Annotated in this window: 20 protein-coding genes and 2 tRNA genes; 11 read left to right on the forward strand and 11 right to left on the reverse strand. The window is 63.6% G+C overall.

Annotation, left to right across the window (positions count from 1 at the left end; genetic code table 11):
• Window positions 1-254: 254 nt before the first annotated feature.
• Both ACYX4P_RS02150 and ACYX4P_RS02155 read left to right on the forward strand, forming a co-directional pair.
• Window positions 255-1,583, forward strand: a complete 1,329-nt coding sequence (locus ACYX4P_RS02150; protein ID WP_314136846.1) for an alpha/beta fold hydrolase — start codon at window positions 255-257, stop codon at window positions 1,581-1,583.
• A complete protein-coding gene (locus ACYX4P_RS02155) occupies window positions 1,576-2,517 on the forward strand; it encodes an Lnb N-terminal periplasmic domain-containing protein (protein ID WP_312571715.1) in 942 nt (313 codons plus the stop codon). Before ACYX4P_RS02150 ends, ACYX4P_RS02155 begins: the two co-directional genes overlap by 8 nt.
• A gap of 107 nt (window positions 2,518-2,624) precedes the next feature.
• Here the strand turns inward: ACYX4P_RS02155 and ACYX4P_RS02160 are convergent, their stop codons facing one another.
• The 3 genes from ACYX4P_RS02160 to ACYX4P_RS02170 all read right to left on the reverse strand — a co-directional run bounded on the left by ACYX4P_RS02160 (window position 2,625) and on the right by ACYX4P_RS02170 (window position 4,777).
• A complete protein-coding gene (locus tag ACYX4P_RS02160) occupies window positions 2,625-3,260 on the reverse strand; it encodes a DUF2238 domain-containing protein (protein WP_312571717.1) in 636 nt (211 codons plus the stop codon).
• A gap of 409 nt (window positions 3,261-3,669) precedes the next feature.
• Window positions 3,670-3,744, reverse strand: a tRNA-Ser gene (locus ACYX4P_RS02165).
• Between the two features lie 136 nt (window positions 3,745-3,880).
• Window positions 3,881-4,777 carry a LysR family transcriptional regulator gene (locus ACYX4P_RS02170; protein WP_312571718.1) on the reverse strand — a complete coding sequence of 299 codons (897 nt, stop codon included), beginning with the start codon at window positions 4,775-4,777 and terminating at the stop codon, window positions 3,881-3,883.
• 193 nt (window positions 4,778-4,970) lie between these two features.
• Here ACYX4P_RS02170 and ACYX4P_RS02175 point away from each other — a divergent pair, with 193 nt between their 5' ends.
• The 4 genes from ACYX4P_RS02175 to ACYX4P_RS02190 are packed head-to-tail and all read left to right on the forward strand — an operon-like array spanning window position 4,971 to window position 8,448.
• Entirely contained in the window at window positions 4,971-6,080 is a 1,110-nt protein-coding gene (locus ACYX4P_RS02175; protein WP_312571720.1) for an MFS transporter, read from the forward strand.
• A 21-nt stretch (window positions 6,081-6,101) separates the two neighbouring features.
• The gene (locus ACYX4P_RS02180; protein ID WP_312571721.1) at window positions 6,102-7,196 is read left to right on the forward strand and encodes an alpha/beta hydrolase; all 1,095 of its coding nucleotides are present in this window, start codon (window positions 6,102-6,104) and stop codon (window positions 7,194-7,196) included.
• Complete coding sequence (locus ACYX4P_RS02185; RefSeq protein ID WP_312571723.1) at window positions 7,193-7,699, forward strand: (R)-mandelonitrile lyase; 507 nt, start codon at window positions 7,193-7,195, stop codon at window positions 7,697-7,699. The genes ACYX4P_RS02180 and ACYX4P_RS02185 overlap by 4 nt, the downstream gene beginning before the upstream one ends.
• Window positions 7,700-7,701: 2 nt before the next feature.
• Complete coding sequence (locus ACYX4P_RS02190; RefSeq protein ID WP_312571725.1) at window positions 7,702-8,448, forward strand: SDR family oxidoreductase; 747 nt, start codon at window positions 7,702-7,704, stop codon at window positions 8,446-8,448.
• Window positions 8,449-8,555: 107 nt separating this feature from the next.
• On the opposite strand, the gene ACYX4P_RS02195 is transcribed toward ACYX4P_RS02190, so the two are convergent.
• The 5 genes from ACYX4P_RS02195 to ACYX4P_RS02215 all read right to left on the reverse strand — a co-directional run bounded on the left by ACYX4P_RS02195 (window position 8,556) and on the right by ACYX4P_RS02215 (window position 18,692).
• Window positions 8,556-11,060 carry a S8 family peptidase gene (locus ACYX4P_RS02195; RefSeq protein ID WP_312571727.1) on the reverse strand — a complete coding sequence of 835 codons (2,505 nt, stop codon included), beginning with the start codon at window positions 11,058-11,060 and terminating at the stop codon, window positions 8,556-8,558.
• A 33-nt stretch (window positions 11,061-11,093) separates the two neighbouring features.
• Complete coding sequence (locus ACYX4P_RS02200) at window positions 11,094-12,095, reverse strand: AAA family ATPase (protein ID WP_312571728.1); 1,002 nt, start codon at window positions 12,093-12,095, stop codon at window positions 11,094-11,096.
• A 111-nt stretch (window positions 12,096-12,206) separates the two neighbouring features.
• The gene (locus tag ACYX4P_RS02205) at window positions 12,207-12,926 is read right to left on the reverse strand and encodes a tellurite resistance TerB family protein (protein WP_312571730.1); all 720 of its coding nucleotides are present in this window, start codon (window positions 12,924-12,926) and stop codon (window positions 12,207-12,209) included.
• Window positions 12,927-12,949: 23 nt separating this feature from the next.
• Window positions 12,950-17,716, reverse strand: coding sequence for a DUF3320 domain-containing protein (locus ACYX4P_RS02210; protein ID WP_314136847.1), 4,767 nt, complete (start codon window positions 17,714-17,716; stop codon window positions 12,950-12,952).
• Window positions 17,717-17,861: 145 nt separating this feature from the next.
• On the reverse strand, window positions 17,862-18,692 hold the full coding sequence (locus ACYX4P_RS02215; protein ID WP_312573085.1) for a hypothetical protein: 831 nt from the start codon (window positions 18,690-18,692) through the stop codon (window positions 17,862-17,864).
• 186 nt (window positions 18,693-18,878) lie between these two features.
• On the opposite strand from ACYX4P_RS02215, the gene ACYX4P_RS02220 reads away from it, so the two are divergent.
• Window positions 18,879-19,088: a helix-turn-helix domain-containing protein gene (locus tag ACYX4P_RS02220; RefSeq protein WP_312573086.1), complete on the forward strand. Its 210-nt coding sequence runs from the start codon at window positions 18,879-18,881 to the stop codon at window positions 19,086-19,088.
• Between the two features lie 30 nt (window positions 19,089-19,118).
• Here ACYX4P_RS02220 and ACYX4P_RS02225 read toward each other — a convergent pair whose 3' ends face one another.
• Window positions 19,119-19,634: a hypothetical protein gene (locus ACYX4P_RS02225; protein ID WP_314136850.1), complete on the reverse strand. Its 516-nt coding sequence runs from the start codon at window positions 19,632-19,634 to the stop codon at window positions 19,119-19,121.
• A 219-nt stretch (window positions 19,635-19,853) separates the two neighbouring features.
• Window positions 19,854-20,171, reverse strand: a complete 318-nt coding sequence (locus ACYX4P_RS02230; RefSeq protein WP_312571292.1) for a helix-turn-helix domain-containing protein — start codon at window positions 20,169-20,171, stop codon at window positions 19,854-19,856.
• Between the two features lie 259 nt (window positions 20,172-20,430).
• Here ACYX4P_RS02230 and ACYX4P_RS02235 point away from each other — a divergent pair, with 259 nt between their 5' ends.
• From ACYX4P_RS02235 to ACYX4P_RS02245, 3 genes are all read left to right on the forward strand, one after another.
• The gene (locus ACYX4P_RS02235; RefSeq protein ID WP_476070185.1) at window positions 20,431-20,811 is read left to right on the forward strand and encodes a hypothetical protein; all 381 of its coding nucleotides are present in this window, start codon (window positions 20,431-20,433) and stop codon (window positions 20,809-20,811) included.
• The gene (locus tag ACYX4P_RS02240) at window positions 20,811-21,197 is read left to right on the forward strand and encodes a hypothetical protein (protein WP_314136854.1); all 387 of its coding nucleotides are present in this window, start codon (window positions 20,811-20,813) and stop codon (window positions 21,195-21,197) included. Before ACYX4P_RS02235 ends, ACYX4P_RS02240 begins: the two co-directional genes overlap by 1 nt.
• Before the next feature lie 619 nt (window positions 21,198-21,816).
• Complete coding sequence (locus ACYX4P_RS02245; protein ID WP_476070186.1) at window positions 21,817-22,932, forward strand: tyrosine-type recombinase/integrase; 1,116 nt, start codon at window positions 21,817-21,819, stop codon at window positions 22,930-22,932.
• 84 nt (window positions 22,933-23,016) lie between these two features.
• Here the strand turns inward: ACYX4P_RS02245 and ACYX4P_RS02250 are convergent.
• Window positions 23,017-23,093, reverse strand: a tRNA-Arg gene (locus ACYX4P_RS02250).
• Window positions 23,094-23,258: 165 nt separating this feature from the next.
• On the opposite strand from ACYX4P_RS02250, the gene ACYX4P_RS02255 reads away from it, so the two are divergent.
• The gene (locus ACYX4P_RS02255; protein WP_248120011.1) at window positions 23,259-25,004 is read left to right on the forward strand and encodes a gamma-glutamyltransferase family protein; all 1,746 of its coding nucleotides are present in this window, start codon (window positions 23,259-23,261) and stop codon (window positions 25,002-25,004) included.
• The last annotated feature ends 3 nt before the right edge of the window (window positions 25,005-25,007 follow it).

The following is a 25,007-nucleotide window of genomic DNA, read 5'->3' on the forward strand; positions in this document are numbered from 1 at the left end:
AACCGGGGCGAACCAAAGCCGGAAACACGACGGCGTCCGTACTGCGCAGCCACCCCGGCCAAGGGCCCAGTAGTGGATCGCAACGACGCAGAAGATCGCCAGAAGAACGACAAAGACATTCGCACCGAGGCGCGCTGCCCGCTTCAAACGTGTATCCTTGCTTTATGCTAATGCCGTTCAGGCGGACACCCGGCTGGATCGAGCCCCCATGCAACTAGTACGTCGAGTGTCAAATCTGCTAGCGACTTGGTGACATGCAATCGATCCGTTCCCTTTGTTCTGCCCTAATGGCCCGGACCCGCTGGGGGGACATGTGGTTCCGGCGCGCGCTGGCCCTGGTCGTCCTGACGACCGTCGGTTTCGGCCTGCAGGCCTGCGCGACTGCGCCCTCCGGCGTTCTCGTGCCGGTGACCACCCTCCCCGAAGGGGCACGGGAGGTGAGTATGCTGGTCTATTCCGTGCGCGCGCAGACAGACGAGCCCGGGGTGGTTTATTCGAGCAGAAGAGGCGAGCTCTTGACGTCCGTCGTGATGGACGTCTCGATCCCGCCCGATCATGAGATCGGCGCTATCGAATGGCCGCGTGCGCGCCAGGCAGACCCCGGTCGGGAGTTTGCGACTCTTTCCATCGCACCCGTCCCCGATGACGCCTCAGCGGAGGCTTGGATGACGGCGCAGCAGACCGAGGGACACCTTCTGGTGTTCGTCCATGGATTCAATGTGCCGTTCGACAGGGCCGTCTATTCCCTGGCCCAACTAACGAATGACTCGGGTATCAAGGCCGCGCCGATCCTTTTCACCTGGCCCTCGCTGGGTCGGGTGTGGGGCTATGTGTATGATCGCGAAAGCGCCAACTATTCCCGCGACGCCCTTGAGCGGCTTCTCAGACTCGCCGCACACAATCCCGATGTGAAAGAGATCACTATCCTGGCTCATTCGATGGGGAGCTGGATCGCGGTTGAGGCCTTGCGCCAATATGCGATCCGGGAAGGAGCCGTAGATCCGAAGATCGACAACGTGATCCTCGCGGCGCCGGATCTCGATGTAGACGTCTTTGCCCAGCAGTTTGCGGCCCTGGGCTCCGACCGGCCGCACTTCACTTTCCTGGTATCGCGCGATGATCAAGCGCTGAGGATTTCGCGGCTCCTCGCCGGGGGCGTCCAGCGCGTTGGCGCGCTCGACCCATCGGTGGAGCCCATCCGCAGCCTACTTGAGCAGGCCGGGGGCATCACCATCATCAATCTGGCCGACATTCGCGGCCGCGATCGCCTGAACCACTCGGTCTTCTCCCAGAGCCCTGAGGTCGTCCGTCTCCTGGGCGGAAGTCTGGTCTCGGGGCCGGGGTTGTCGGGGACCTCGGACCTCCCCTTGGGTGCGATTGTGCTGGATGTCGCCGAAGCCGTCACTTCGGACCTGTCGCAGAAGAGGCCTGTCGCCCACCGCGTGCCGCAGCCGTTACACGCCCCCGACGCCGCCCTGTCTTCGACGCTCGCGCCAGCCAGCCCGCTCCAGGTGGAGGCGGGCGGTCCGGTCACCGAACGCACCGAGCCGCCTGCCCTTCCGCGCGATGCTCCGGATGATTGAGCAGCGAAACCGCAAGGCGGCGATCTTCAACGCCGTAGCCCTGTTCACGCTAGTCGTTCTCGCTGTCGTCTGGACCGTGACGGCCTTGTCGTTCCAATCGCCCCAGCCGTGGCGCTGGATCTGGGTTTTCGTGACCCTGGGTTCGGGGATTACGATCTTGGCCGTCGGGCGCTCGCGGCCCGCCCTGGGCTGGGGATTGGTGGTTGCAGCGCTGCTTGCCGTCGGGTTCTGGTGGAGTTCGATCCGGCCGTCCAGCGACCGCGACTGGGCGCCCGACGTCGCACGTGGCGTCACCGCCGAAATCGGAGGCACCCGGGTCGTGGTTCACAATGTCCGCGATTTCGACTGGCGCACCCGGACGGAGTTCACGCCGCATTGGGAAACCCGGACCTACGACCTGGATGATCTCATCTCGGTCGATTTGATCAACTCGGTCTGGGCCAATCCCGCGGTCGCCCACACCCTGATCCGCTTCAGCTTCTCGCAGGGCGAGCCCCTGGTGTTCTCGGCGGAGATACGTCGCGAAGGCGACGAGGTCTTCTCCGAGATTGGCGGCTTCTTCAAGCAATTCGAACTTGTGCTCATCGCCGCCGACGAGCGCGACATCGTACGCCTGCGCAGCGATGTGCGCGGCGAGACTGTCTCTCAATTCCGGCTACGGATGACGCCTTACCAGGCCCGCGCCCTGTTCCTCAACTATCTAAACGCTGGCAATGCCCTCGACCGGGAGCCGCGGTTCTACCAAACCGTCACCACCAACTGCACCACCGTGATCTACAAGCTGGCCAAGCTGGTGCAGCCGGGCATACCCGCTGACTGGCGCATTCTCGTTTCCGGTTATCTGCCCGACTATCTCTACGACCACCACCTGATCCGGACGGACCTCCCGCTGGCCGAGGTCAGGCGCCAAGCCATCCTCCGCGCGGGGCCATAGAAACGCCCGGATTGATCACATCAAGGCGGGTTTCGAACTTAAGCCCAAGCTTGTTGTATCGGCATCTTTCGCGAAGGTTACCAGGGATCAACCTAACCTTCTCCATTTCAAGCGCCCGTGTTCTTGCCGAAGAAGCGGCGATTGCGCTCGACAAAGTCCCGGATCATCCCGGCTAAGGGTCCGCCTCTCCAGCCTTTCAGATGAATGTAGCCCGCGATCGCCCCCACTGCGGCGCCCAGGCAGTCCACGATCAGGTCCCACATCGTGTCTATCAGCCCGGACTTCTGCGTGTTCATCCCGAAGGTCTGATCCAGGAAGAACTCCCAAATCTCCCACGCCGCTCCGATCGTTACGGCGAAGCAGAAGCCGAAGAAGGATACGGTGACCGGCGCGGCCGTGAGCTTTTCGCCGCGCACCAGGATGAGCATAAGGATCACCCCAACCAATCCGAAGGCTACTGCGGAGCCCGTGTGGAGGACGATGTCCCACCACCAATAGCGTTCGTAGAAGTTCCTGACTTCCCCCAGGAACAAGGTCGCACAGAGGAAGGCTGCGACGGCGGCCGCGAACCCGGGTGGAATGTCGATCTTCACCCAGCGGCCCAGGAACGCGGGCAGCAGAGTCAGGAGAAAGGTGCCGACCCCGGCGAAAGTGACGGAGTAGTCTTCGGTGAAGAGCCCCCGCAGGGCCGCCCCCAGCAAGATGAACCATACGGCATAGGTGACGAACTTCGAGCCGGGCATCTGAACTTTCGGGTAAGACGCTCCGGCGCTGGCTGGGAACGATTGGCGAATGCCTAATCCCGGCAGAACTTTACGGTTCCATCAGCGCATAAGCGTGCAAAGGCATCTGCGACAACGCAGCCCGCAGTTTCGGTCGTGTGTCGGGGGTTCGCTGGGTCGTCGCGCGGCAGAGCTGTCCGTCTAGAGCAGGGCTGAACCGATCCCCACGCGCCGCAAGCGGCAGCAAGAGCAAACAGAGTGGACGAGGGAAACCTTGAGCGGGGACGGTCGGATTGAACCTCAGACTGCCAAAGGCCAAATAATGCCGATGGTTCAGTGGGATGAAGGCTTGTCGGGGAGCTTGTTACAGTTTCAGAGGATCAGTCGAGCATTTCGCGAACTGACTAACTAGCTGAATAGCATGAGAAAATGGCGCGCCCGGAACGATTCGAACGTCCGACCCTCAGATTCGTAGTCTGGAGAAAACCGTCTGAAAAACAGAAGCCTAGTCTTTGGGCATTGTAACACCAAAGCCTGTGATCGACTTGCCATGCATCGATGTTTCAATTCGGGTCAGTCTGCAAATCTACATGACTGTAGGTCGCGCCAGCCAGCGGTCGGGTCGCCCCAACGGGCGGTGGTCACGCAGGATGATAGCGCAAAGCGTCCACGATGATCTGGAAGGCAGCGAGGTTCTGACGACGGCTGGGGTAGTAGAGGAAGTAGCCGTCGAAGAGGGGGGACCAGTCGCCCAGGATCACCTCCAACTCGCCTGTGGAGATGCGGGACGCGACGATGTCCTCCGGCACATAGGCGATCCCCAAACCGCTGACGGCGGCGTCGATCATGGCGTAGGAGTTGTTGAAGGTCACTTGGCCATCGACGCGGACGCGCAGAGCCTGACCGTCCTTCTCGAACTCCCAGGCATAGAGGCTGCCCGCCGACTCGTGGCGCATGTTGATGCACGAGTGGGCGACGAGGTCCTTGGGATGGATCGGCCTGCCGTGTTCGGCCAGATAACCGGGTGATGCGATGGCGACGAGACGCCAATCCGGACCGATGCGCACGGCGATCATATCTTTCTCGACGCTTTCGCCCAACCGGACGCCAGCGTCGAACCGCTCCTCGACGATGTTGCGGAAGGTGCTGTCGAGGATGAGTTCGACCTTGATGTCGGGATAGGCGGCGAGCACCGGCTTCAGCTTGGGCCAGACCACGCTATCCAGGGCATGATCGGAAAGGGTCAACCGGATTGAACCTGCCGGCCTATCCCGGACGCTGGTCAGGCTTTCGATCTCCTGTTCGATCTCCGCCAGGCGGGGCGTGATCGTTTGCAGCAGACGCTCGCCCGCCGCCGTGGGCGCGACGCTGCGGGTCGTGCGGGTCAGCAGCCGGATGCCGAGCCGGGACTCAAGTTGCCGGATAGCATGGCTGAGCGTGGATTGGGCAATGCCGATCCGGGCGGCGGCCTTGGTGAAGCTGCGCTCCTCAGCAACGATCTGGAACCAGGTCAGTTGATTCAGGTCCGGTCCGGCCATGGACGGTTTCCTCGATTATTCGTCTGTATCGATTAGTTCATGCCGATCTCTATGGCTAATCGCTTTGAACGCCAGCGCCTAGTTTGTCTCTCAACGATAGAGGGAGACCACCATGGTCGCGGCCACCGCACCGGCACCTGAAGCCACGACACCGACAGCCGCCTGGGGCGCAGTGTTATCTATGGCGCTTTGCGTGGCGCTTTTGATCGCCTCGGAATTCATGCCCGTCAGCCTGCTGACGCCCATGGCCGAGGGGCTCGGCGCATCGGTCGGCCAGACCGGTCAGGCTGTCTCGATCAGCGGCTTGTTCGCCGTCATCGCCAGCCTGACCGTGAGCACTGTCGCGGGGCGATTGAACCGCAAATGGGTCCTCGTCGGCCTGACGAGTCTGATGGGTCTCTCGCTGGCGCTGGTCGCTGCGGCTCCGAACTTCGAGGTTCTGATGGCCGGGCGCGCCCTGCTGGGCCTCTGCATCGGCGGGTTCTGGGCGCTGGCGACCTCAGTCATCATGCGCCTCGTCCCAGCGTCGGACGTGCCGCGCGCCCTGGCCCTGATGTATGGTGGCCAAGCCATCGCCGCTGCCTTCGCCGCGCCGATCGGCAGTTATCTCGGCGGCCTGTTCGGCTGGCGCGAGGTGTTCTGGGCGCTGACGCCGCTCGTGGCCGCCAATCTCGTCTGGCACCTCATCGCCCTGCCGTCTCTGCCCGCCCATGGACAGCGAGCGATCGGCGACATGATCGACCTGCTTCGTCGCCGGTATTTCCTGATCGGCCTGATCGCTTCAATGCTGTCTTGGGGCTCGGCCTTCACCCTCTTCACTTATCTGCGCCCCTTCCTTGAACAGGTGACCGGCGTCGGCGTCACCGGCCTGTCGGTCCTTCTGCTCGCGCTCGGCTGCGCCGGCTTCTTGGGTACCTGGGCCTCGGGCCGCTTCATCAAAGGCGACGTGTCCAGGCTTCTGCGCCTGCCGGCCCTGGTCATGGGCGCGGTCACTGCGGGCCTGCTGCTCGTCGGCGGTTGGCCGATCGCAGCCGGGCTTCTCCTGGTCGGCTGGGGCGCGATGAACACCGCCATGTCGGTGATCTGGATGACCTGGATGTCCCAAAACGCCGAAGATGCGCCCGAGGCCGCTAGAGGCCTGATGGTCGCCGCCGTTCAGGCCTCGATCCTGCTCGGCTCGCTCATCGGCGGCCTGTTGCTCGACCACATCTCGATCGACGCCGTCCTGATCGCCAGTGTCGCCCTCGCCGCCATAGCGGTGCTGATCGTCCGCGACGGTCGCGCGCTCCTGAAACCCCGCTGAACCCAGACCCGGAAGCCCAACATGACCCCAACTTCCACCGAACCTCAAACCCGGCCGTCCCACGCGATGGACCGCCGGGACCTGATGAAACTGACCGGCGCCGGCGTGACCGCCCTGGCCGTCGCGTCCCTCCTTCCCGCCCCCGATGCAAAGGCAAAGACCATGACCAGCGACTGGGACAAGGTGTTCCCCCGCAACGAAACCGTCGACCATCAGAAGGTCACCTTCACCAACCGGTACGGCATCACCCTGACGGGCGACCTGTATCGACCCAAAGGCGGGGACGGCCAGCGCCTGGCCGCGCTTGCTGTCAGCGGGCCGTTCGGCGCGGTGAAGGAGCAGTCGTCCGGCCTCTATGCCCAGACTATGGCGGCGCGCGGCTTCGTCGCACTTGCGTTCGACCCGTCCTTCACCGGCGAGAGCGGCGGCGAGCCCCGCAATGTGGCTTCGCCCGACATCAATACCGAAGACTTCATGGCGGCGGTCGATTTCCTCGGCCTGCACCCGTCAGTCGATCAGGAGCGGATCGGCGTCATCGGCATCTGCGGCTGGGGCGGCATGGCGCTGAACGCCGTCGCGGTGGACAAGCGGGTCAAGGCCGTCGCGACCAGCACGATGTACGACATGTCCCGCGTCATGTCGCGCGGCTACAACGACAGCGTCACGCCAGAGCAAAGGACGCAATCGCTGGAGCAGATGAGCCGCCAGCGTTGGGCGGACGCCCAGACTGGCGCGCCCGCCTATGGCCCACCGTCGCTTGAACTGACGGGCGGTGAGCCGCAATTCGTGGTCGATTACGCGGACTACTACCGAACGCCTCGCGGCTATCATCCCCGCGCCGTCAATTCGGGCAACGCTTGGACGCAGACAAATCCCCTGTCGTTCATGAACTTTCCGCTGCTGACCTACATCGCGGAAATCTCGCCCCGGCCGATCCTGCTGATCCACGGCGAGAACGCCCACTCGCGCTATTTCAGCGAGACCGCCTTCGCGGCGGCGGCGGAGCCGAAGGAACTGCTGATCGTCCCGGGCGCCAGCCACGTCGATCTCTACGACCGCGTCGATCTGATCCCGTTCGATCGGCTGACAAGCTTCTTCGAGGAGCACCTGTCGTGATCGCCTCGCTTCTTGCAGCCACGGCGGCCGTGTTCAGCGGCGAAACTCACATGCAAACGCAAGGAAACGCCTCCGTCATGGACATCACCCGCCAGGCCGACATGACAACCATCGACGGTCCCGCCGAATGGTTCACCGGCCGCGTCACCATCAGCGGCCAGTTCCAGCGTGAGGTGCCCTCGCGCGTCGGCGGCGCCGTAGTTCGTTTCGAGCCCGGCGCCCGCACGGCCTGGCATGTCCACCCGCTGGGCCAGACCTTGATAGTCACCGAAGGCGTCGGCTGGACCCAGATCGAGGGCGGCCCAAAGCTGGAGTTCCACGCCGGCGACGTCCTGTGGTGCCCGCCCGAGCACAAGCACTGGCACGGCGCCACGCCGCACGAAGCGATGACGCACATTGCCATCCAAGAAAGCCTGAACGGCTCTCCCGTTACCTGGATGGAGCATGTGACCGACGAACAATATCTCGCCGAACCGTCGGCGACCGCAGCAGAGGCAGACTGACAATGACCGACAACATCACCGGCAAGACCATCGTCATCACCGGCGCATCCAGCGGCATGGGCGCAGCGGCAGCGCATCACTTGGCCGGCAAGGGCGCCGCCGTCGTCCTCGGCGCCCGTCGTTCCGACCGCATCGACAGCCTGGCGGCCGAGATCACGGCTGCAGGCGGCAAGGCCATCGCCGTCGAGACGGACGTCACGAAGCGAGACGATCTGAAGCGGCTCGTGGACGCCGCCATCAAAACCTATGGCCGCATCGACGTGATCATCAACAACGCCGGCGTCATGCCCCTGTCTCCGTTGGAGCGCGTGAAGGTGGACGAATGGGACCAGATGATCGACGTCAATCTGAGGGGCGTACTCTACGGCGTCGCCGCCGCGCTACCGCACATGATCGCCCAAAAGTCAGGCCACATCATCAACGTCTCGTCGGTCGCGGGCCACAAGCTGTTCGGCGGTTCGGCCGTCTATTCCGCCACCAAGTTCGCAGTGCGCGCCTTGTCGGAGGGGCTCCGGCAGGAAATGGCGTCCCACAACATCCGGACCACGATCATCTCTCCTGGCGCGGTGAAGACCGAACTCCTCGACCACATCAGCGAGACTGACGTCCAGAAGGCCAATCAGGACTACGTCGGCCAGATCGGCGTACCTCCCGAAACACTGGCGCGTTTGGTGGCCTTCGCTATCAACGAACCCGAGGATGTCGGAATCAACGAAATACTGTTCCGCCCAACTGCGCAGGAACTGTGAAGCACGCGACCTGGGCGATGGATGCTGCCAGGCGTCGTCCATCGCAGTGGCGATAACGGCTCGATAGCAACGCCGTCATGCGAACCAGTCGATCGCAGTTTTTCAGGCTAGATGTCGATCACAGCGGCCGCTGCGGCGGCGGCAACCTCGGCGGCGATCTTGGCCTCGATAATCTGCTCAATCTCAGCGTAGAGGTCCTGCTCGGCGTCGCCTGCATCCATGGTGACGACTAAGCTGTATCGAGCGAGCTGATTTGCAATCTCCGCTTTCGTGGACTGTTTCCACCAGCCTCCGACGGGAAACACCGCGATACAGTCGCGCTCAATCAGATCGGCGGCAGTGCAGGACCACTCGTCACTGTGTAGGGACCCTGCGGACACCGTCTTTGGTCCGAACAGTCGATCGGTATCATTCTCGGCCAGATCGAGGTCTTCCGGAGAAGCGTGCGATGCATCGCTCAGGCGGCTTTGAAAAGCCTCCATGGACTCGCCCTTCCTGCGGAGGTCAAAACGAAGACCGAAGGATCGGTAGCGCCCCGGAGAAAGTGGCGTGTCAGCACTTGGATTTGGATCGACGAAGTAGGACAGCGTCACTCGCAGTCGAACAATATGGTCAGCCAGAGCCGCCAATCCTGTCTTAGGCCATGGCAGTTGGTAGACGTGATGGGCGTTCATCTGCGTCGGTGCGCCCTTCACCTTTGCATAGGGCTGGAGGACTGATTGGGACACCAGGCCCAACGAGGTCGCTGTAGAATGGCGAGCGCGATCTAGGCTCGGAACGCCATAGCCGAACCTGCGAGCAATCTTTCGCTTTTCGCCCTTCGTTGTTGCCGCATCAAAGGCCGCCCGCATAGGTGCGGTCCATTTCGCGCTATGAATTAGCAGCGCACGAACCGTTTCCGGCCAATACTCATCGTTATCAGCATGTAGGCGGGCGGCCACTCCGGCGATCTGCGCGGCTGCCGCGCTGGTGGCCCAGGTGACTGCGAGCGGCGCATTTGTGACTTCGCTGCCCGTGGTCAGCAGCGAAACAGACGGTATGCCGCTCAACATACCGTTGTCTGCGGGATCGACGCCTCGATTGCCCGCTTCCACGACGAGTTCCGGTTTCATCGGGGACACCCCGTGATTCCAAGCGGCCGATACCTTGCTATATGGGCTCAGTTCGTCGACCCCGACGGCGCAGCCCCAACCTTGATAACTGGTTTCGGTCAGATCAGCCTTTTGTGTCACGCCGCCGATGGTCAAGGCGTTCCACGACTGACCAGGATCCTCAACTTCGTGGGTATCCCAGTCTTCTAGGTCATCCAGCTTAAGCCCGTCAGGGATATTACCTGCCGCGATGACGAACAGACGGCGTCGCCGATCTTGGTCCTCGGACGCTTCGGTCCCATACGCGGACTGATCGATAGCGGCGCTCCAACTCGAAGCGTTCGGTCCGGTAACACCATCGTGCCCGATGGCCAGACAAAAGACGCGCGCACGTTCCGGACTGGTGATCTCGGGATACGCAACCGCTCGAAGCGTAAACAAGCCGTAGTTGGATGGGGCTGTGTCGGGGAAAGGCGCTGGAGGCACCAACTTCACCGACTCCAGCGAAATCTCCAAGGGTATCGGCTCGATCGATTGGATCGGCAGGGTCAAGTCGCCATAGGCAGCGAGACCGGCGAGTTCGGTTCCATGCCCATCATGGTCCTCCGTTCCCCAATCAGGGTTCACAGCGTGCAGATCGGCCGCTGCCAGAATTGGCTCCAGCAGCGGGTGGGCTCGATTGACGCCGGTGTCGAGCAGGCAGACCGAGGGAGCGCGTTCCCCTCGAACATCATCTACGCGATCGACCATTGCAGCGACCCACCCATCCTGGTCGGCACGGGGCTGGCTCATAAAGTGGGCCGCCGTGTCGCGACCAAGCCGAAGTTCAGCAACCGCATCGGTGCTACTGACCAAACGGGCCATCGCCTCAGCGTTGGCGTGGACGAAGACCAAAAGTCGTTCGGGGAATGACAGCCGATCACCGGAGACCGGGAGGTTTAGTTTTTCCGCCTTCACCTCGAGGTTCTGAACCCGATCTGGCCAACACCAGCACTCCCACCATTCAGAATCAGGGCCCGCCGGGATCGGCCGTTTGTCCACCCAAAGGGTCTCGAGCCTTGCCGCCGCCAAACGTTCAAGGGAAACAAAGCGGGCTTTGTTCTTCGGCTCCCCGCTCTTTTCGGCTCGATCCCGACCGTACTCGGTCAGCTTCTCGTCAAGGAAATCGCGGGCCTCGTCCGGCACGAAGATGGCCCCCACTACGCGCCCTTCCGAATCCCGTTGCGCTGTCGCAAGGCGGACGCCAGGCGTTTTCCACTCAAGGTCGGGGAGAGATGCATCGACCGCAGTTTCGAAGGCCAGATAGGCGCCGACCACGCCTACGGCATCTTGGCGATGGCTGAGAAGACCATCGGCGGTCGCCCACGCCGCTGCCGCGTCTCGCTTCAGCGCCTCGGCATGTTGGTCGTAGGTTCGGCCGTAGTCCTTGCCGCCGCCCCCGCCGCCAGGGGGCCTCTTATAAGGCGCTTCAGTAGCAAAGCGCTCGACGCGCAGATGTGGCCTCTGTTTGCCGTCCGCCATTAGAATCAGCGCCTCCCGAGGCGGACGCTGCACCTATTCGTTGAATATGTCAGCCATGGCTTCACGCATGCCGCGCCGCGCATCAAGGGCAGCAACCAAGGACGCCTGGTCGACAGTTTTCCTGTCCGACAGGATCGCTTCACGTAGAGCCTCCTCGACGGCACGAGAGATTTCTCCCTGGCTCAAGCCATGCGCAGCTTCCGCTACCGCCGACCAGTTGAGGGACCGCCCAGCCAATTTGCGAAGGCGACGACGGACAATGTCCCGCACTCCATCCGGGTCAGGCAAACCGTATTCGATGATTTCGTCGAAACGCCGGATCAAGGCTCGGTCGAGCAACTCAGGGTGGTTCGTAGCCGCGACGATGAGGCTATCGGTCGCGTTGGGCTCTTCAAGGAACTGCAAGAATGAGTTCAACACCCGGCGAATTTCGCCGACATCATTGCCGGCGGATCGCTTGCCGCCGATCGCATCAAACTCATCGAACAGATACACGCCACGCATCTGGGCGATCTGATCGAAAACAGCCCGCAGCTTTGTTGCCGTCTCGCCCAAGAATCGGGTGATGACGGCGTCCAGTCGTATCGTGAAGAGCGGCAGGTTCAGTTCGCCGGCGATGGCACTGGCTGTTAGCGTCTTGCCCGAACCTGGTGGTCCAACCAGGAGCAGCTTCGAACTGGGCCGAAGCGCATGCTCGCGCAGCCGCCCGCGCGCGATCTGCTGACGAACCATTCTGTCGAGACGATCCTGCACAGCCGGCGTCAAGGTCATGTCGGCAAGTCGCGTCTTCGGTTGCGCAACGGTGATCAGCCCTTCGAGATCGCCGCGCGTCTTGACCAAGAGGCTCGTGGGTGCCGGCGCAGCCGTCTGCTCCCTCGGAGAGGAGTCGAGCAGCTTCCGAAGCATCTCGGCATTCTTGATGTGACCTTGTCGCGCCTCGGTGGCAGCAATCTGCAACGCAATCGTGCGGACGCGCTCCTCGTTTCCTTCGAGGTGGCCGGCGAGCAGTGCGATGACCTGTTTGGCGGCGGGCATGTTTCGAGTCAGCGGGGAAAAGGTGCTTCGCACCTTAGACCATCGCTGCCGGAGCGTTAACGCCGATTTACGAAGGAGTCCGAAACGCGCGGCTTTATCGGGGCAACCGCCTCATCCGAGATTCAGTGTGGCTTCGATGGTGTCCACGAAAGCCAATTCGGCTGGGTCGATCTGACCATCCGCATCCACGATCCGTCGCAGCGAACGCCGCAGGAGTCTGCCGTCTTCCGGACTGACGCGCGACAGCGACCGGAAGAAGCTGGCGTGATCGGGCGCTAGAAGCGAGAGGCGGCCACGCAACAAGTCCTCATCCAGGGCACCGTCCTCGTAGCGATCGAAGATGTGAACCAGAAGCTGGTCCTGTTCATCAGGATCGAACCTGCCATCCGCCGCCCCGACGACGGTCAGGATCGTCAGATCATCGGAACACAGGCGGAAGGCCCTGGCCTCGTGGCTCTCGGCGACGGTCAGCAGCGGGTGGCCGAGGAAGAAGGCGACAGGATCGCCGTGAACCTCACCGGTCGAGACGTCGAACACCTCCATGACCCTGTCCAGGGAGAACCGGCGCGCCCGCTGGCGAAGATGACAGAAGCACAGCAACATCGGACCCGAGCGACCCGTCTCGATCTTGCGGACCGTGACGATCCGTTGGGATACGTTCCCAGCGGCATCCTCGTAGACAAGATGGAAGACGATCGGCGCCGTCTCCGCCCCGTCGCCGGCGATTGCCATTTCAACGCTGTCCTCAGCGTCGGCGACTGAGGCTTTACCGCCGACGTTCAGGAATCGGGTCGCGGCGGCCTGGGTCGCGAGCGCGGCCTTCACCGTCACGAAATGATCCAGGCTCACCCAACTCATGCTGCGACCTTCCGCACGATCAGGTCTCCCCTGACCGTCACCACGCCAGCGGCTTCGAGGCGGCCGACGCCGGCTTTCAGGACTTCCTTCAACTGGGCGCTGGTGGCCGAAAAACCGAAAGCCCGCGACGCAGCCTGGACCAAGTCGTCACGGCCCGCGCCGTAGTTGGCGTCGATGATGGTCAGGAGCACATGATCGATCTCGGCTGGCGGCAGGACTTCAGGCTTCCGCAGCGACAGTGACGTCACCATCGAGCGATCCCTGCCGACGACGGCTTGATCGGGCGTGGAGTAGAAGGGACCGCCGAGGATCAGGCCGTGCTGAACCGCCGCCGTCACAGCCCGTTCGACGGCCGCTCTGATACGTGATCCAGCCCGGCCGAGACCCCAGAGAATGCGTATGCGGGCTGTTATCTCGTCGAGATGGATGGGACCTTCGACCTGAACGACCTGGACCACGTACGCGGTCATCTGGGCCAGGGAGGTCTCGTGAGGCTCGACCGCGCGGTTCACCGGGAAGTCAGCCTCGACGTACAGATTGCGGTCTGACACGAAAGCCGAGCCGGCCTCCATCACCGCCGTGACGACCTCGAAGTCGGCATCGATCTGCTCGGCTTCGAACGAGACCGGCACGGCGCGGGCGGGCTTGTATCCGTCCTCGTCGCGTGCCGACCACTCGGCCCTGGCGAGGGCGATGGCGTCCTCGATCTTCTTCAGTGCGGCCTGCGGCCGCAGATACCAGTCGGCGCTCCAGACCCGGTGAATGATCCACCCATGGGCTTCCAGGACCTGCTGACGCAGACGATCCCGGTCCCGCGCTGACCGCGACGAATGGAACTGGGCGCCGTCGCACTCGATACCGAGGGTGAATCGGCCCGGCTTGTCGGGGTCCGATACGGCGAGATCGACGCGGAAGCCCGACGCGCCGATCTGTCGCTTGACGTCGTAGCCCAAGGCTTGGAGTCGCTCGCAGACCTGGATTTCGAACTCGCTGTCGAAATCCTCGCCGGTGACTTCGCCGAGGCCGAAGTTGCCGGTCTCGGCGAAGGTCAGGAACAGTTTGAGGGCGGTGACGCCCCGGGCTCTGGACCGTTCGAGATCGATGTCGGCGCCGGTGAAGTTGCAGAAGACCTCGCATCGCAGCTTCGCCCGCGAGATCAGGACGTTCAGCCGCCGCTCGCCGCCCTCGCCGCTGAGGGGGCCGAAGGCGTGGGCGAGGTACCCCGTCTCGGTCTTGCCGTAGCCCACCGAGATGAAGATGACGTCGCGCTCGTCGCCCTGGATGTTCTCCAGGTTCTTGACGAAGAAGGGCTCGTTGGAGGCACCGCTGAAGAAGTCCTCGACGTCGGGGTTGGCCCGCCGCAGCAGTTCCAGTTCCTTCAGGACGGCCTGACGTTGCGCGACCGAGAAGGTGGCGACGCCCAGGGTCTGCTCGGGGCTCGTCCGCGCGTGGTGGATGACGGCCTCGGCGATCGCCTTGGCTTCCTTCGGGTTGGTCCGTGTGCCGCCCCTGTCGTAGGCGGTGTCCTTCATCAGGTTGAACTTCAGCCCCATGCCGGCGACGGCGTCATAGGGGCTAGGCACGATGAACAGCTTGTTCTCGTAGAACTCCCGGTTCGAGACCGCGATCAGCGACTGGTGCTTGGACCGGTAGTGCCAACTCAGCATCCGATGGGGGACCCCCTTGGCCAGACAGAGTTCAAGGATGCTTTCGGCGTCCTTGGCCTGGATGGTGATCCCGTCGTCGCTTTCCTCGGGGTCCTCTTCGCCCGTCAGCTTCTTGAAGAAGGCGGTCGGCGGCAGTTGGCGCTCGTCGCCGACGACGACGATCTGGTTGACGCGTGCGATGGCGCCCAGGGAATCCACGGGCTCGATCTGGCTGGCTTCGTCCATGACCAGGAGGTCGAACTGCATGCCACCCGGTTTCAGGAACTGGGCGACGGACAGTGGGCTCATCATGAAGACCGGCTTGAGTTGCTGGATCGCAGGCCCAGCCTGTTCCAGCAGAACGCGGATGGGCTTGTGGCCTCTTTTTTTGGCCATCTCGGCGTTGAGGATGCCGAGCGGACCGATGCCGCTGGCGCCACGGGGCCGACCTTCGGCGTGGGCGGCGACGATCTGCTCCTGGGCCAGACCGATGCGCGCCTTGTCGAGTTGGCGGAAAGAGGCGACCTGGTTGTTGTGACCGTCGCCATCGAAGCTGCGCAGTTCTGGCCAGGCGGCGAAGAGCGTAACACGCAGGACTTCCGCATAGGCGCGCTCGAAGGCTGGGTGGAGGGTCTTATGGTCAAGTTGGCCGTCATGAAGGCCATCGACCAGACTGTAGGCGCCGAGATCGCCCAAGGCCCTGGCGCGTGATGCGAAGGCGATGAAGCGGCTGATGCCTTCCAGGTCCCCGATCCATTCTGTCAGACGACTGGCGAGACCATCGAGCGCAATGGCCGAGACTGCGATAACGCCGAAGGCCCTTTTGAGGTCGAGGTCGAGTTCGGCGACCATGCCGTCCAACCGCGCTTCCAGGTCCGGGAGGGCCTTCGAAAGACCAACCCGCGCCTTCTCGATCGGCGCGATGTCCTCGACGTCCGATAGCCGTGCCCACATGTCGGACGGCAGAGCGCCGTGAGCGCGTCGCCAGGCCAAGATGGCGTCCAGTTGGCTCCAATCCGATCGCTCTCCCTTCCAGGCAGACCCGAAGGCTGCGCCGGCCGGCTCGGCGACGACGAAGGCGGCCTTGGCGCTCTGGGCGGTGGTCATGCGGTCGATCAGCGCGACCCGCTCGGATGGCGTCTTGGGCAGGGGCGCGGTCAGGTAAGAACGGAGGAGCGCGATCTGCGCGCGATAGCCGCCGTCGAGGAAGCGGAAGAGGCCAGCGCCCTTGGTGACGATCGAGGTGCGGATGACGCCGAAGTCGGCGGTCCGACCGGCTTCATTGAACGCCTGCTCGGCATTGGCCCAGGCGGCCACATAGGCGCGACCGGCTTCGATCAAACGCTGAAGCCCGTCGAGGTCGTTCCACGGTGCCGACGTCAGCGTCGAACGATCCAGACCCGAGGGTAGCGGCGTCACCGACAGGTAGGCCATCGACCGTTTCAAGTCGCCGACGGTCTTGGGCGCCTCGGCGCCCAAGACCTCTGTGGCTACGCTGGCGTGCCGTTCTGCATCGGCCTGCGCAGTGGCCAGCGCCCGGATGCGCTCTCCCAGCGCCTGCCGCTCGACAGGATCGAGCGCATCACGACGGACGCCGCGCCACACGTTCGCGGGCGCAGGACCCAGTGCGCGAGCACGTTCCGCCACATCGGCGATAACGGCCCGCCTCGCGACAAGGTCGTCTCGGGTCCACTGATCCGCGCCGACCAGCAAGTAGCCCGAAGGAGCCGTCGATTCCTGGGACCGCGCCAACAAGCCCAGGATCGCCTGGGGCGTGAGACCGCTGGGCTTGAGGGGTTCGTGTAGGCGCCTCGCGAAGGCGTTTAGGAACCCGCTGGTCTCACCCAGCTTGTCGATGACGCTAAGGTCTCCACGCGCCGGCTTGTGTTGTGCGTCGCGCGTCCGTTTGAGTTCTTCCAGAACCGTGCGCTTGTTGACCTTGTTCGAATGCAGTTCGAGCGTCAGCGGGCCGAGTCCAACCTGACGCAGGCGGCGGTGGACGACGTCCAGGGCCGCCATCTTCTCGGCGACGAAAAGTACCTTCTTCCCGCGCGCCACGGCGGCGGCGATGATGTTGGTGATGGTCTGCGACTTGCCCGTGCCGGGCGGCCCCTTAACCACCAGGGACCGTCCGCCGGCGGCCTCGGCGATGACCACCGTTTGCGAACTGTCGGCGTCAACGACGTGATGGAGTTCCAGCGGCTTGATGATGTCGTCGATGGCGTCATGCTCGCCGACGAGGGGATCGCTCTCCGGGAAGCCGTCGCGCAGAAGGGCGCCGATCATCTCGCGGGTGTCAATGCTGGCCTCGGCGGGCCAGTTGTCGGGGTCGAGGTCCCGATACATCAGGAATTTCGAGAAAGAGAAGAAGCCCAGCACCATGGCGTCGGGCAGGACCTCCCAGCGCTTGTTGTTGGACACCGTCTCGGCGATCCGGGCGCAGTAGCCCGCCAGATCAACCTCGTCCTCGTCCTCGTCCTTGAAGTCCTCGATGGTCAGGGCGAACTCGGCCTTCATCTTGGCCTGCAGCGTAAGGTTGGGGGAGGGCGGCTCGTCGCGCCATCGCAGCTTGAACTTGTCGGCCGCGCTGGAGCGCTCCAGCTTCACGGGCAACAGGACCAATGGCGCGTGCCGGGCGACGTCGGACGTGTCGCTGTCGAACCAGCGCAGCAGCCCGACGGCCAGGTAAAGGATGTTGACACCCTGTTCCTGCTCCAGGGTCTGGGCGTCATACCAGACGTCGAAAAGGCGCTTCTGGAGACCTTCGGATGTCAGGCGGGTCTGGAGCCGGGTATCACTGTGACGAGAGGCGACGCCGCGTTCATCAGTGGCATCGTCGCCCGGCTGCGGAATGCCGCCTGTGACGTCGTCATCAGGATCGAGTTCGGCGCGGTCGGCCTCGCTCAGTTGAATCCCGGGAACGAAGCTGAGCGCCTTGTTCGACGTGAGAAGCCGGAACACTTCCTCCGCCCTCTCATCCACGATCTCTATCGCGCGGTTGTTCTTGGTCCGAAGCGGGGTGTTCAGGAGGCGGTTTCGCGTCGAGAGATCAAGGAGCGCATTGCGCTCCTTTAGCAATCTGTCGCGAATTGAAATGATGGCTTCGCCGTCGGCCATGCGCCTGCCTCCCCCGAGGGTTGTGTGACAGGAACCCTATAATCAATACGGGAGGCTGCGCCAGCGCAGACTGCGACATTGACTCCGCAGGAACTGCCCATCCACCTGACACGCGCAAAGTGCCCGCGTTGGACGTGCCTGCCCCCTACTCTATGACGGACAACCCATCAGCTTTCGACGGCGGGGGCCCATCAGTCCAATGCCATGTCTCTTGCGTCCTTTGCCTCGCCTGCATCGTTTGGCCTGGTATGGCCGGGATGCCGGTCGGCACCGGAAAATCTGTGCCGGACGGCACGAGATTGATGGTGAAGCGGTGCGGGGCGCCTGCGAAGTTGACCTCCACGACGATCTGCCGCCGTGTCCCCTCCGGGATCAGCAATTGGTCAGCGAAGACATAGCCGCCAAACGCGGCCCCTGAATCGATCGTGGTGGTTTGGAGGACGCTTCGCCCCCAAGCAGACATCGCGTAACGCAGTCGACTTTCGATCGTCGCCGAGTCCACCGCGTACGAGCCCGACGCTGTGCGATATGCGATCTGGCGGCGCGTACGATCGGGAAGACCTGCTGTGTCACGATAGGCTAGGTACCCCTCGACGCCAGCCTCGAACCAGGCGGCGTTAAGGTCGCGCTGGGCCTTTACGCGTTCCTGGCGGCGGAGAAAATTATAGTCTTGGACGTAGAGCGGAGTCCCGTCCTCCAAGAGGATGCGAACGTCCTCAGTGCCGAAGTTGACGGGCGCGTTGCTGGTGTTGAAAGCCGCCACCGCGAAGAACATCTTTGACGTCGCGTTATATCTGACCGGCAGCAACATGACGGAACCGGCAGGGCCATTTGAAATCATGGCTGCGTTGCCGCGCGAGAACCGGACGCCGACGCCGAACTCACCGCTCGGGACCATGCGATATTCGGGTTCGACAGAGGCGCATCCAGCCAAAGCGGCGCCCGCCATCAGCGTTACTAGCAGCTTCGATTTCATCGACGTTTCCCACCAACCGCGCCGAGGATGCCTACGAGCAAACCGATGATCGCCCCGACGGGCCCGGCCACGAAGAAGCCGACCACGCCGAATATGATGCCCATCAGGCAACCCATTTCGCATCCCCATCAAGATAGGACATCTATGTCCTAGAGGGGTTACCGCTCCGCTAACACCATTGCACCGATGGAGTGGGAGAAGATCGTCGGCGCGAATGTCAGACGCCTGCGCAAGGAGCGTGGGGTCAGCCAGGAGGTGCTTGCGGGAGACGCAGGACTCGCAATGCGCCATCTTGGCCGCATCGAGCGGGGTACCGGTAATCCGACGGTGAGGGTCCTAGGCAAGTTGGCCGAGGTCCTTGGTGTCCACCCGACGGAATTTTATCGCGCCGAGTAGCGTTCCGAGTTCGAGGTCGCCTCAACAAACCTACCTTGTCATCATATACCAAGGGATGAGTGATTTTGGTTTCATCACTTGGGCGAACCGCTGCTCAGCACGATCAATTCCCGCCTCGAGGGCCTCGCTGAAAACGGGGCTGGCGATCTTGAGCAGTTTCTCGAACGTCAGCCGGTTTTCCGCCTCAGCGGCGTTTCCCGTGTGACGGAACCAGATTTTCGGAGCGATCGTCACCAGCCGGTGATCACCTTCGCGGTGCTTTTTCACCTTCGGCTTACTCTCAAGGTCGATCACCCCTTCCCCTATGAACTGGTCTAGATGAACCAGCAGGGCGACGCGGCCGTCACTGCCGTCTGGACACTGAACCTGGAGGTGCAGGTCGTCACCCTGGTTCTTCATGAAGGCCCCATGGGAGAGGCGTATGAAGTCGCCGCCCAGCGCCTTGTTGATGCGAGCCACCAGGTCGGGGTTGGCATTCGCCTCGTCTCTAAACGCGCGGCGGATTCCCCTGTAGGTGATGCCGTTGGGGGTACGCTCATATTCCATTTCGACACATTCCTTTCTTAACCTAGACGGTTAAGCAAGACGCGGTCCGCCGGCGCCGGGAGGGGGGCGGCTGGGGGTGAACCCCCCAGCCCCTGCCGCCCCCCTCCCTCCGGGCCCCCGGGGCGTCGAAGTCACGCTTTGTACGTAGCGTGACTCCAAATTCGAGGCTGCGTCTGGGTTTGAGCGGCGCGGATGGATTTCGTGACTCCTTTCAGGGAGTCACGATTGCCGTTTGGCGTCCGTCCGCCGCCGCGCCAATGCGGGCTGTTCGGGCGACGTCAATCGTACGCCGGACCCCATGCCCGCCACCGCAGGGATGAACGTCACGCCCAATGACTGGAGAGTCGCCACCATCAGCTTGGCGTTTGCGGTGTTCACCGGCGCCGGGCCGTTGCTTCCTTCCGCGCGCTTGATCGTGTTCGGCGCCAGCCCGGTGCGTTCAGACAGGTCGAGAACAGACATGTTCACCAATCCGCGAGCAGCGCGCAGCTGGGCCCCTGTCGGATGATCCGCCGGCTTCGTTCGTTGCACGCGCATGATTCAATTTGACTCTTTAGACCAAGTTTGAATTCGTAGGCTCGTTCTGATGAAGGAGTCTTACATGTCCATTTACGATCCGCCTAACCCCGCCTGCCCCATCCACGGCACCCATCTTCAGCGCGCGACCTGTGCGGCGTGCAACGCCGCCTATATGCGCGGCTATCTTAAAGCCCAGCGACGCCTGAGACCGGCCATCGCGCTCCACAGCCGTGCGCGTCAACGGGCGGCCCGTCGCGGTCTTCCTTTCAATCTGAATGTGAGCGACGTCGTCGTCCCGCCGATCTGCCCGGCGCTGGGCGTGCCGATCATCATCGGCGAGACGCGATCGCCCTACTCGCCGTCGCTGGATCGTATCCGTCCCGCTCTTGGCTACGTCCGCGGAAATACGCGCGTGATCTCCGACAAGGCGAACCGCCTCAAGGGGGCGCTCGATGTCGAAGGGCTGATCAAGCGGGCTGTGGCTTCGGTTGATCAGCGCCGTGAAGACTATGCACGCCTGGCCGCGTACCTCGACCGGGAACTCCTGCTCGCCGACGTTCGGCGCAAAGCGGCGCTGGCGGGGCGCGTGGGCGAGGAATGGACAAAGGTGGCCAACTTCCTGGAGGCGGCGTTCGTTCGCGCTGATTGGAAGCGCTGATGCCCCACCAGCCTGGTCACCGCGAAGGGTTGCAGCGTCATTTTATGGGGATCGAGGTCACTCCAGGCCACCAGCGCGTCCTCGTGGGCACCAAGCCGCTAGACGACGGCTGGGTCATGTCGATCATCAAGATCGATGGGTGCACCGATGAAGCCGAAGCTGTTTGGCTCGGCCAGTGCATTCAGTCTGACCTGATTGAGTACATCAGCATCGCCAACGACGAGGTCACGCCGGTTGAGGCGGTCAGGGTCGAGACCGGCCAGATTGCCCCCGGCACTGGCTGGACTGTAGCCGTCTACGTGATCTTGGGGTCGCGCGAAGAGGCGGCCGCGATGTTCGACTTCATGACAGCCTACGCCACGGAAGCCCCCACATGGATGCACTGAGCGGCATAACGCAGAACATTCCTTTACAATAACAATGTGTTGGATGGATATGGTGGTTGCGTTTGCAGCCGAGCCTGCTATCATCGGCCTCAATCAAGTTCTCCCTCGGCAGTGACGACAACCGAGGGGGCAGCCGCTCAATCCCGAGCCCAGACACCTATTGCCTGTCGTCAAATGCGCCCTCGTCCCTCCCCGTCCGCCGACAAGACGTCAACAGACTGGTCCCGACTTAAGGCCGTCGCCTTCCACCTGCTGCCCCCCGGACAGATCGGCCAGGAGGGCAGACCGTCTGCATCCCCAGCGTCTTGGCCTCTGCTGCTCACGAAGGAGCAGTTGAGCGCCTACCTGGCGCTGTCGTGGTCCACTATCTCCAAGATTTGCACAGTGGCTCCTGTTGATGTCGGAGCCAGCGTGATCCGGTACAACCGTCTTCAGATCGACGAATGGGTTGCGAGCCTGCCACCCAAGGCGATTAAGCAGGCTGCGCCGGCGGCTCCGTCGCTTCCGGACCTGGAAACCAAGAGCGACGAACGGCGAGCCTCAGCACTGGATAAGGTTCGGGCGCGCACCCTCCTTCGTCACGGCCAAAGCCACCGTCCTACGAGCGATGGAGCGCGCGATGGACAAGGTTAGGTACGTCCAGCGCATCCGACGCCCGAACGGCGCCGTTGATCTCTATTTCCGCAAGGGAGACCACCGTGAAGGCCCCCTGCGGTCGCTCGATGGGTCTCCAGAACTAAGAGCCGAGGTCGAAGCAATTCTCGCCCGACTCGCGAGGGCGCAAGCTGCTCAGGCGCCGAAGGCGGGGACTGTCGGCGGTGCGATCCAGCGCTACAGGAAGTCAGCCGATTTCATCCGGCCCGCCCAGTCGACGCAGAAGGAATACGAGCGCCTGCTCGCTGAAATCGAAGCAGATGTCGGCGACGTTCGCCTAACTGAAGTCGATAAAGGCTGGATTAGAGACCTGCGTGATCTGTGGGCGCCGCGCGGCCACAAGGCCACGAATGACCGAGTTCAGGTGCTCAAGAATGCCTTGATGCCTGCCGTTGAGGATGGCCGCATAAAGACTAGCCCCTTCTTGGGACTGAAAAAGCTGACACCGCCTCATGACGCCGATGAGGTGAATCTTGCCTGGACAGACGAGGAAGTGGACGCTTTCATCGCGCTGGCCCTCCAGCGCAACATGCCGGGCTTGGCTCGTGCCGTGGCTCTGGGGCGCTGGGGCGGCTTCCGTCGGGGTACAATCTGCAACATCCCGCTGAACGCTAGGGTAATTGCGCAAGACGGTGACGGCTTCTCCCAGCGTCGGCTCTACTGGACGACCGAGAAGCGCAAGGTCTTGTGCGACAAGCGCGAAGACGGCCGTCTCTCTGCCTTTCTGGAAGGCACGCCCGCCCGGGCCCTTACCATCGCATACGACCAGCGAGGTCACCCTTGGAAGGAGCGCTCTCTGAACCAGGCCGTCGCTCGTCTGATCGATACGCTTGCTCTAACCAAGCGCGCCCGTCCCAACCTCACACCTCATGGCCTACGCCATGCCCGAGGGCTTGAACTGGCGTACGCGGGTGCATCTGATGCCGAAATCATGGCGCAGCTTGAACACACCACCGAACGGGCGGCGAGGATTTACCGTCGGCAGGCGGAGCGCCGCCGCATGGCGGACAGTGGGCAAGACCGGGTCGATAATGTCGTAGCGCTCAAGGCCGAGAGAAGGCGGTCTTCGAACGGGGCGTGAACGCAGACTGTAACGAAGGGTGTAAAACCGCTGTAACAGCGCGGCTAATCGCTCACACGCCGGCTACCAAGTCATTGAAGGAAATGGCGCACCCGGAGCGATTCGAACGCCCGACCCTCAGATTCGTAGTCTGATGCTCTATCCAGCTGAGCTACGGGTGCGGCTGCCTTGCGGCGAGGGCGGGTCTTTAGCGGGTGGATCGGCCGGACGCAAGCGGGGGAATGCAGTTTCTGTACATCGAACGGTTGGCGCGGGGCGGCGGACCGCTTAGGCGTTAGGGCGATGGCCGGCCGCCCGGTCTTTTTCGCCTTGTCCTGGAATATCCCATGCGCCCTCTTCGTCGCCGACTGGCCGCCCTGCTCGTTCCCGTGATCCTGGCGGGATGCCAGACGGGCGCGGCGCCGAACGCGGGCGCGGTCGCGACCGTTCCGACGTCCGCCCAGGTCAGAAGCGATACGGCGCGTGGACCCTTCGTGGCGGCGGCCAATCCGGTGGCGGCGGAGGCGGGGATGGCGGTGCTGCGGCGCGGCGGGTCGGCGGTGGATGCGGCGGTGGCCATCCAGGCGGTGCTGGGGCTGGTGGAGCCGCAGTCGTCGGGACTGGGGGGCGGCGCCTTCCTGATGGCCTATGACGCCGGGACCGGCGCGGTGACGGCCTATGACGGGCGCGAGACGGCGCCGGCGTCGGCGACGCCGGAGCTGTTCTATGAGAACGGCAAACCCCTGCCCTTCATCGACGCGGTGCTGTCGGGGCGTTCGACCGGCGCGCCGGGGGCGGTGGCCATGCTGGCCATGGCCCAGAAGGATCACGGCAAACTGGCCTGGCGCGATCTTTTCGGGGACGCCGAACGGCTGGCGCGCGACGGCTTCACGGTCAGCCCGCGTTTGGCCGGCATGATCAACGGCGACGCGCCCCAGGCGAAGACCCGATGGGCGACGACCTATTTCACCCGGCCGGACGGACGACGCTATCAGGCGGGAGACACGCTTAGGAACCCCGCCTACGCCGAGACGGTGGCGCGGTTGGCGGCCCAGGGACCGGGGGTTCTGTATGGCGGACCGATCGGGGGGCGGATCGCGGCCACGGTGCAGGAGGGGCCGCGTCCCGGCGGCCTGACCGAGGCGGACATCGCCGCCTATCGCCCCTTGCGTCGCGACGCCCTGTGCCGGCCCTATCAGGCCTATGTGGTCTGCGTGCCGCCGCCGCCGTCCAGCGGCGTGGCCCTGCTGCAATTCCTGGGCATGGCGGAGGATACGCCCGATCTGGACAAGGGCGCGCAGAGCCCCGAGGCCTGGGTGGCGTTCGGGCGTCTGCAGCGGCTGATGTATGCGGATCGCGACCGCTATATCGGCGACAACGATTTCGTCGGCGTGCCCATAGCGGGCCTGCTGGATCCCGACTATGTGGCGCGGCGCGCGGCGCTGGCGCCCCAGGTGAACGGTCCGGTCGAGGCCGGAGCGCCCACCGGATCGCCGCCGCGCGGCGCCGACCGGACCGCCGAGCCGGGCGGCACCTCGCACTTCGTGGTCGTCGACGCCTGGGGCGATGCGGTCAGCATGACCACCACGGTCGAGAGCCTGTTCGGCAATGGACGGATGGTCGACGGCTTCTTCCTAAACAACCAGTTGACGGATTTCTCCTTCACCCCGACCGAGGACGGGCATCCGGCGGCCAATGCGGTGGCGGCGGGCAAGCGGCCCCGGTCATCGATGACGCCGGTTCTGATTCTGGATGGGCAGGGGCGGCTGATCGGGGCCATCGGCTCGCCCGGCGGGTCCAGCATCCTGGCCTATGTGGCCAAGGCCCTGGTCGGGACGCTGGAGTGGAAACTGTCGATGCAGGACGCCATCGCCCTGCCCAATCTGGTGGTGCGGGGCGATATGGTGGGCGCCGACACCCAGATGATGTCGCCGGACGTCCGTGACGCCCTGGACGCGGCGGGCATGTCGTTGCGGCCGAACGCAACCGAGACGTCGGGCCTTCACGGGGCGATCTGGCGCAATGGACGGTGGGATGCGGGGGCGGATCCGCGTCGCGAAGGCGTGGCGGTGGCGGAGGCGGAGGCGCGCTGAAGC

The organism is Brevundimonas sp. ABV4_179 (assembly GCF_056311945.1).

Bases quoted from the DNA above. Each gene is read 5' to 3' on its own strand.
- ACYX4P_RS02150 (WP_314136846.1), top strand. From the start codon at position 255: ATGCAATCGATCCGTTCCCTTTGTTCTGCCCTAATGGCCCGGACCCGC.
- ACYX4P_RS02155 (WP_312571715.1), top strand. From the start codon at position 1,576: ATGATTGAGCAGCGAAACCGCAAGGCGGCGATCTTCAACGCCGTAGCC.
- ACYX4P_RS02160 (WP_312571717.1), bottom strand. From the start codon at position 3,260: ATGCCCGGCTCGAAGTTCGTCACCTATGCCGTATGGTTCATCTTGCTG.
- ACYX4P_RS02170 (WP_312571718.1), bottom strand. From the start codon at position 4,777: ATGGCCGGACCGGACCTGAATCAACTGACCTGGTTCCAGATCGTTGCT.
- ACYX4P_RS02180 (WP_312571721.1), top strand. From the start codon at position 6,102: ATGACCCCAACTTCCACCGAACCTCAAACCCGGCCGTCCCACGCGATG.
- ACYX4P_RS02190 (WP_312571725.1), top strand. From the start codon at position 7,702: ATGACCGACAACATCACCGGCAAGACCATCGTCATCACCGGCGCATCC.
- ACYX4P_RS02195 (WP_312571727.1), bottom strand. From the start codon at position 11,060: ATGGCGGACGGCAAACAGAGGCCACATCTGCGCGTCGAGCGCTTTGCT.
- ACYX4P_RS02200 (WP_312571728.1), bottom strand. From the start codon at position 12,095: ATGCCCGCCGCCAAACAGGTCATCGCACTGCTCGCCGGCCACCTCGAA.
- ACYX4P_RS02210 (WP_314136847.1), bottom strand. From the start codon at position 17,716: ATGGCCGACGGCGAAGCCATCATTTCAATTCGCGACAGATTGCTAAAG.
- ACYX4P_RS02215 (WP_312573085.1), bottom strand. From the start codon at position 18,692: ATGAAATCGAAGCTGCTAGTAACGCTGATGGCGGGCGCCGCTTTGGCT.
- ACYX4P_RS02220 (WP_312573086.1), top strand. From the start codon at position 18,879: ATGGAGTGGGAGAAGATCGTCGGCGCGAATGTCAGACGCCTGCGCAAG.
- ACYX4P_RS02225 (WP_314136850.1), bottom strand. From the start codon at position 19,634: ATGGAATATGAGCGTACCCCCAACGGCATCACCTACAGGGGAATCCGC.
- ACYX4P_RS02230 (WP_312571292.1), bottom strand. From the start codon at position 20,171: ATGCGCGTGCAACGAACGAAGCCGGCGGATCATCCGACAGGGGCCCAG.
- ACYX4P_RS02240 (WP_314136854.1), top strand. From the start codon at position 20,811: ATGCCCCACCAGCCTGGTCACCGCGAAGGGTTGCAGCGTCATTTTATG.
- ACYX4P_RS02245 (WP_476070186.1), top strand. From the start codon at position 21,817: ATGGACAAGGTTAGGTACGTCCAGCGCATCCGACGCCCGAACGGCGCC.
- ACYX4P_RS02255 (WP_248120011.1), top strand. From the start codon at position 23,259: ATGCGCCCTCTTCGTCGCCGACTGGCCGCCCTGCTCGTTCCCGTGATC.